Origin of the sequence: Armatimonas sp. (genome assembly GCF_031410135.1) — a bacterium.
Lineage (GTDB): Bacteria > Armatimonadota > Armatimonadia > Armatimonadales > Armatimonadaceae > Armatimonas.
Genome location: NZ_JANNYP010000021.1, coordinates 1 through 6,030 on the forward strand (window position 1 = coordinate 1; position 6,030 = coordinate 6,030).

General features: G+C 53.3%; 11 protein-coding genes. 10 read left to right on the forward strand and 1 reads right to left on the reverse strand.

From position 1 onward, the window contains the following. The coding region (locus RMO15_RS00790) for a helix-hairpin-helix domain-containing protein (RefSeq protein WP_309706945.1) at nt 1-758 on the reverse strand (758 nt) is incomplete at its 3' end. A 50-nt stretch (nt 759-808) separates the two neighbouring features. On the opposite strand from RMO15_RS00790, the gene RMO15_RS00795 reads away from it, so the two are divergent. The 10 genes from RMO15_RS00795 (at nt 809) to RMO15_RS33115 (ending at nt 5,950) form a co-directional block, all read left to right on the forward strand. Continuing rightward, on the forward strand, nt 809-1,279 hold the full coding sequence (locus RMO15_RS00795; RefSeq protein WP_309706946.1) for a hypothetical protein: 471 nt from the start codon (nt 809-811) through the stop codon (nt 1,277-1,279). 8 nt (nt 1,280-1,287) lie between these two features. Beyond that, complete coding sequence (locus RMO15_RS00800; RefSeq protein WP_309706948.1) at nt 1,288-1,719, forward strand: hypothetical protein; 432 nt, start codon at nt 1,288-1,290, stop codon at nt 1,717-1,719. A 3-nt stretch (nt 1,720-1,722) separates the two neighbouring features. Beyond that, entirely contained in the window at nt 1,723-2,154 is a 432-nt protein-coding gene (locus RMO15_RS00805; RefSeq protein ID WP_309706950.1) for a hypothetical protein, read from the forward strand. Further along, nucleotides 2,151-2,579: a hypothetical protein gene (locus RMO15_RS00810; RefSeq protein WP_309706951.1), complete on the forward strand. Its 429-nt coding sequence runs from the start codon at nt 2,151-2,153 to the stop codon at nt 2,577-2,579. Before RMO15_RS00805 ends, RMO15_RS00810 begins: the two co-directional genes overlap by 4 nt. An 8-nt stretch (nt 2,580-2,587) precedes the next feature. Then, nucleotides 2,588-3,031 (forward strand): hypothetical protein, encoded by a 444-nt coding sequence (locus RMO15_RS00815; protein WP_309706952.1) that lies wholly within the window; start codon nt 2,588-2,590, stop codon nt 3,029-3,031. Between the two features lie 230 nt (nt 3,032-3,261). Next, nucleotides 3,262-3,618 (forward strand): hypothetical protein, encoded by a 357-nt coding sequence (locus RMO15_RS00820; RefSeq protein WP_309706953.1) that lies wholly within the window; start codon nt 3,262-3,264, stop codon nt 3,616-3,618. Between the two features lie 421 nt (nt 3,619-4,039). Further along, nucleotides 4,040-4,465 (forward strand): hypothetical protein, encoded by a 426-nt coding sequence (locus RMO15_RS00825; RefSeq protein WP_309706954.1) that lies wholly within the window; start codon nt 4,040-4,042, stop codon nt 4,463-4,465. Next, nucleotides 4,462-4,887, forward strand: a complete 426-nt coding sequence (locus tag RMO15_RS00830; RefSeq protein ID WP_309706955.1) for a hypothetical protein — start codon at nt 4,462-4,464, stop codon at nt 4,885-4,887. The genes RMO15_RS00825 and RMO15_RS00830 overlap by 4 nt, the downstream gene beginning before the upstream one ends. 35 nt (nt 4,888-4,922) lie before the next feature. Next, a complete protein-coding gene (locus tag RMO15_RS00835) occupies nt 4,923-5,348 on the forward strand; it encodes a helix-turn-helix domain-containing protein (RefSeq protein WP_309706957.1) in 426 nt (141 codons plus the stop codon). After that, nucleotides 5,279-5,950: an IS630 family transposase gene (locus RMO15_RS33115; RefSeq protein WP_369016055.1), complete on the forward strand. Its 672-nt coding sequence runs from the start codon at nt 5,279-5,281 to the stop codon at nt 5,948-5,950. The genes RMO15_RS00835 and RMO15_RS33115 overlap by 70 nt, the downstream gene beginning before the upstream one ends. Nucleotides 5,951-6,030: the final 80 nt, after the last annotated feature.

Genomic DNA, 6,030 nt, shown 5'->3' on the forward strand with positions numbered 1-6,030 from the left:
GAGTTATTGGCTAGGATCAGCTCAATTGGTATCGCGCAATTAGAGAGATGTAACAACTTCTTGCGAAACTTCCCATGACGTTTAAACCCTTTCATGGAACCAGGAAAATTCGCAAGAACAATCTCCCAAAATAACTCCGCCTCAAGAGATGTTTGCACTGCAAAAACTATCTCTTCAACACTTTCACAGCCGCGCCGCAACTCCCCACCAATCTCAATGCGCTCAACGCCTTCGATTTTGCGAAGCTCACTTGCCAGCTTTTCGGCCAGTGGCAAGGCCCAGCGGCGCGGCATCTTCTCGTTCAGGCGCTTCCAGGCTTCGATTTTCTCCAGCAGTTTTGTCTCTTTGGCCGCACCAAACCCAGCGACGGCTCGGACGCGTTGCTCGCGGCAGGCGGCTTCGAGCGCCTCGACACTTGTGACCTCCAGCGCCTCCCAGAGCGCTTTGGCGGTGCGCGGGCCGACACCGGGGACACTCGCCATCTTCACGACGCCCGCTGGCACCGTGTCCTTGATGCGCTCCCAAATCGCGGTGGTTCCCGTGGCGAGAAAGTCCGCCGTCTTACTGGCGATGGCCTCGCCAAAGCCGGGAAGCTCGCGCAGCTTGCCGCGCTCGTGGATGGTCGCGAGGTCGTCTTCGAGGTCGTCAATGGTCTCCGCCGCGACACGGTAGGCGCGCACTTTGAAGGGGTTCTCACCCTGGATCTCCAAAATATCCGCGATGGCCTCAAAGCGCCGTGCGATCTCGTAGTTGGTCATGGGGGGATTGTACCCGTAACCAAATGCCGTCCTCATCCGTTAAAATGACAATGACGCAGCAGCAACAGCAGAAACGACAGGGGCACAAGGCCGCGCGGCATACGGTGCTTGACAAGGTGCTGATGCTCCTGCATCTCTTCATCGGGGCCGTCTTTTCTAGCTACTTGCCGACGATCTACACCACTATCCGATTTTTCCTGATCCAATTTCCTGGCTCCTATGACAATACTTACCTGTACGGTGTCTCGTTTGTGCTCGCGACGCTGGGGTATCTGGGTGTAAGCCTGATGCTACTCCTGCGGCAGCGGCGTAGTGCAGCAGTCTTCGAGCTTTTCTGCGCACTGGGCTACGGGCTGTTTTTTGTCCGGTACTGGCGATTCATGTCACCGTGGCTGGGGCCGCAGTATTCCCTCGATTGGCTGCTCTGGTTTTTGAAATGGCCAGTAGGGAGCCTCCTCATTGGCCTCCTTCACCTCATGCTCACCCGGTGGCTCTGGCGCTCCGAGAGTGCAGAGGAGTAAAATGCCTCATGGCAGTGCAGCAAAAGCAGAAGACACCCACGCCACGAAGTACCCGCCTTACCGTGGCGGATTGGGTCTTGATGGTTGTGAATCTGATTCTGGGGGGCTTCTTTGCGACGCTCATTCCCCCACTCATTCGTCGCCTTCCGCAGAACCTCACTGAAGTATTGGTTCACGTCGCGATTGCGCTGGCGACACTGGGCTATCTGGGAGCCAGCCTCACCCTGCTACTACGTCTACGTCGCGCTGCCGCCGTCTTAGAGTTTCTGTGTACCCTTGCCTGGTGGTGCGGCGCTGCGTACTTCTGGCTTGTGACTACTCCCGATCAGCGCTTAGATATCGGAGCACTTATCTGGGCCGGTGGGCTGGTTCTGATCGGAGTCTTTCATCTTCTGATTGCAAGCTGGCTCTGGCGCTTTCGGCGCGAGGAGGAAGAGTAGCAGATGTTACAGCAACAAAAACAGCGCGAGTTGCCAACCAAGAAAGCACGCCTTCACCCTCTGGAGATCGTCCTCGGGTGGCTCAGCCTGCTCTTCGGTAGCGCGGGTTTTCTCTACTTCTGGATCTTCTTCGCCCCTCTCTGGCGCGAGAACCGCTGGGACGTTCTGGCGGCTCGTGCAACTCTTCTTCTAGGCGTCCTGCTCGCCACGCTTGCGGGAGGTTTTGTGCTCTGCCGTGCTCGCCGATTGGCGCGGTGGTTGCTACACGGCGCGGGGCTTTTTGCGGTGCTCGTGCTGGGCTACGCTGTCTATGACATCTGGCTACGTCGCAGCAGCTACCGAGACGAGCTGATTGCCATCGCCGGAATTGCAGCAGCGACGTTCTGGATCTTCTGGTTCGCTTGGTTTATCAAAAAGCAGGAGGGTGAGACATGACACAGCAGCAGAAACACAGAGAGCACAAAAGGCAAGTTGCGGTATCTAAACACCGAACCGTGGGCGAGTGGGTGCTCCTGGTTGCCTCTCTTCTGGCAACGCTCAGTGGTTGGCGTAGCCTGCTGCGCTTTTTCCACCCGACCAACTGGCATGATGGAGGGCTCGCGTGGTTCTTATTGGAGCTGGCCTTGCTAGGAACGACGGTGGCCCTGCTCCTCCACGCACGCCGCATCGCCGCATTTTTCCAGGTACTGTGTGCCACTGCCTGGTGGTTTGGGATCGTGATCGCCCTCTTTGGCTTCCTCGACTACAATGGCCACCTAGACATCCTCGCGGGATTTGTCTGCGGCCTGCTTTTCCTGATCGGCCTGATCCACGCGCTTATCGCCCGCTGGCTCTGGCACTTGAACAATACGAAGGAGTAAGATTTGCTATGGCAGTGCAACAACAACGAGAGAAGCCAACAAGCCAAGCGCCACGCCGAAGTAGTGTCTTAGAGATCGTGCTGGGCACTCTCCATTTCTTGCTCGGAGGGAGCTATGTGGTGCTTATGCTTATCTCCATCCAGAATGATGGAATCGGTGGCATGCGATGGTATGACCTGCTGCCAAATGTCATGGCTACACTCATGGGGCTTTGCACGGGACTCGCAGGGCTTTTGCTTCTCTGCCGTCAGCGCCGCGTGGCTGTATGGCTTCAGTGGATAAGCACACTGGCTGCACTCATCATGTCAACCATCGTTCTCTACTTCGACTGGAAACAAAGAACAAATCCCCTTTCCAACTACGACTGGATTCTACTGGGAGTATTCTGTGCAATCCCTCTATGGATGGCCGGGTTCGCGTGGTTTCTGAAGAAGCAGGAGAGCGAGGAGTAGCGGGAACTTTGGGGGAGCTGCCGTCGGTAAAAGAGTCTGTGCCAGGAGACGTAGGGTATCTGTCACCGACTGCCCTGCCAACGACAATAACCTGGTGGTCGGTGACAGATACCAGAGGGTACCTTGAAGGTACCTGTCGGTATCCTTAAAGTACCAGGCAGTACCTTGAAGATACCCTCTGGTCGGTGAAAGGTACTGCCTGGTACCTGACACATCCACGAAAGGATACGATGATGGCAAAGAAGTTGATTGTAGGAAACATACTCGCAGAGAGCATCAAGATCAAGCAAATGTGGACGCAGAACCCGACGTTCGCCGTTCCGGATCTGACCGCAGCCGAGCACGCGGCGCAGGAGAGCGCACTGGCGGCCAAAGAAAACGCGGTTGAGGCGCTCCGGGCGCAACTTGCCGGTCTGATTGAGGAGCGCGACGGTATCGCACGAGAGCTAAACGGCTGGAACGTGCGGATTCGGCGCGGCGTCGGCTTCACGTTTGGTTTGGAGTCGCCCCAGTACAAGATGGTCGGTGGAACGCCCCCGTCTGAGCGCAAGCCCACCACCCGCAAGCCCAAAGCCCCAGCGCCGTAGTGCAAACGCAGAAGCAACAAGAAAAACCAACCGCTCGCCCACGGCCCAAACGCACCGTGGGCGAGCTCGTTGCCGCGTGCTTACTCGTTCTTTGGGGAGCGGGAACCCTCTGGCTGTTTTCATATTTCTTACGTGGGATGCGCCCCCTCTTTTTAGGGTACCTTGTTAATGCTCACAGCCTTTTTTGCCTCCTAGGAGGGCTGGTCTCCCTTGCGCAGCAGCGTCGTCTTGCACAATTATTGATTTCTCTTGCCGCAGTCATACTACTGGGCATCTCTGGCCATTTCATCTACTTTTTGCAGAGCAACAGCTCCGATTTAGCCGCTACCCTACCGTGGATAGCCTCGTTTCTGCTAGCATCCTTGGGCTTCTTCTGGCTAGGCCGCTTTCTCGGGCAACAGGAAGACTTGGAGGAGTAAGGATGAACCAACAACTACAGAAGCAACGCACGACCCACGCCTCCATCAATTTGCTTGAGGGCTTTTTGGGAACGCTTCACCTACTCTTGGGAGGCGGCCTGGGGAGCTTCCTCCTCTGGTTAAGAGAAAGCTGGGATCAGCGCACCTGGATTGCTCAGCTTGCGTTTCCTCTAATGGTACTTTTCTCACTCCTCACCGCAATCGCTGGCCTCTTGCTCCTGCTGCGTCAGCGACGCATCGCCTACTATGCCCAGCTCATCAGCGCCCTCGCCGCTGCCGTCTTAGTAGGCTTAGTCACCTACCAGTGTCTTCTGGGAACACGTGACGGCAATACGGTTTGGCAGGTTCTCGTGCTCTATCCCTTCGTCGCTTTATGGATGGCATGGTTTGCCTGGTTTATCAAAAAGCAGGAGGAGAGTGCAGAGTGATTCAGCAACAAAAGATAAAGGCGACTTCGAAGCGCTCACGTCGCTCGGTAGGAGAGCGAGCGGCACTTGTTTTTCTCCTGATATGGGGCGCTCTCTTCATCATTTGGGGAGTTAAATACTGCGCCCGCAATGCCTGGAAACAGCCTTTCGACTACGTTATCTTAATTCATGGGCTCCTGAGTCTTTTGGGAGGGTTGAGTGGCATGGTCAGAAACCGACCTCTGGCACGTGCTCTGACCATCAGCGCTGCTTTTGTGGTCGTCCCCATCGTGGTCTTTGTGCTCTGGACCTTTCATGGAGCCCACTACGACCGGGAGATGCTCCCTCTCGTCCTCCTGATCCTTTTGGCGCTCTGCCCGTTACTCCTGATCGCCCTGGGACTTATCACGCTGGGCGTCTGGCTTGGGAACCAAAAGGACTAAGCAGTCGTTCAGAAATGTGTTAGACTGTGTGCATCATGCCACGAATCAAAACTTTGAAACTGACCGATGACCAAAGGATTGCCTTGGACAAAGGAGCAAAATATGGAGCCACTCCCAGTTACAGAATGCGCTGTCAAGCCATCCTGCTCAAGGAAAATCCGCTCTCTTCGCTGATTATAGCACAGAAACTAGGCTGTTGCGAAATGTCTGTCAATGACTGGATGAAACGATTTGAGCAACAAGGAATAGAAGGACTTAAAGTATCTAAAGGAAGAGGAAGGAAGAATATCATTCAAAAAGAAGATTTAGAAACAGTAAAAAGAATAATTAAAATAAATAGGCAACGTATTGGATTAATCAAAGAGGAATTAGAAGAAGAACTAGGGAAAGAATTTTCTCATCTAACTCTTCGTCGCTTTGTAAAAAAAATGGTGGTCGTTTCAAGCGGGTTAGACGGGTAACAAAACGCCAGCCTGCTCCTGAAGTTTATGATATTAAATGTGAATGTTTAGATGTACTGGAGGACTTAAGCAGAAGAGATGCGATTGATATTTATTATGGAGATGAAGCGGGTGTATCTTTATATCCTACAATTCCTTATGCCTGGCAATTTCCTGACGAAGAAGTCGTTCTACCTAGCGAGAGAGGCGGTCGTCTAAACTGTTTCGCTTTATTATCCCGTGATAATGATTGCTTCTTTCGTACTAATGAAGAGAAAGTCGATGCTGCTTGGATAGCAGATCAGATTACTGAATTTTCTTTAACTTTACGTCGAACGACGGTTCTGGTTTTGGACAATGCTAGTGTTCATGTCAAAGCTTTCAAAGATCATTTTTCTCTTTGGGAGGAACGCGGTTTATTTATATTCTTTTTGCCCCCTTATTCTCCTCATTTAAACATTGTCGAGATACTGTGGAAAAAGGTCAAGTATGAGTGGTTGCAGGTGAAAGACTATGCGGATAAGAATACCTTGCATGAGGCTGTCCGCTATATTTTGAGCGAAGTCGGGAAGTCGCTGTGTATCGCTTTCCAACCCTTTAAGAAAAGTCTAACACAATTTTGAACGACTACTTACCCTTTCGGTTGGGGAGCGGACGCTCTACGTGGATGTGGCGGCGGAGCGGCTTCTGGCTGCCGAAAAAG

Bases quoted from the DNA above. Each gene is read 5' to 3' on its own strand.
- RMO15_RS00795 (WP_309706946.1), top strand. From the start codon at position 809: ATGACGCAGCAGCAACAGCAGAAACGACAGGGGCACAAGGCCGCGCGG.
- RMO15_RS00800 (WP_309706948.1), top strand. From the start codon at position 1,288: ATGGCAGTGCAGCAAAAGCAGAAGACACCCACGCCACGAAGTACCCGC.
- RMO15_RS00805 (WP_309706950.1), top strand. From the start codon at position 1,723: ATGTTACAGCAACAAAAACAGCGCGAGTTGCCAACCAAGAAAGCACGC.
- RMO15_RS00810 (WP_309706951.1), top strand. From the start codon at position 2,151: ATGACACAGCAGCAGAAACACAGAGAGCACAAAAGGCAAGTTGCGGTA.
- RMO15_RS00815 (WP_309706952.1), top strand. From the start codon at position 2,588: ATGGCAGTGCAACAACAACGAGAGAAGCCAACAAGCCAAGCGCCACGC.
- RMO15_RS00820 (WP_309706953.1), top strand. From the start codon at position 3,262: ATGATGGCAAAGAAGTTGATTGTAGGAAACATACTCGCAGAGAGCATC.
- RMO15_RS00825 (WP_309706954.1), top strand. From the start codon at position 4,040: ATGAACCAACAACTACAGAAGCAACGCACGACCCACGCCTCCATCAAT.
- RMO15_RS00835 (WP_309706957.1), top strand. From the start codon at position 4,923: ATGCCACGAATCAAAACTTTGAAACTGACCGATGACCAAAGGATTGCC.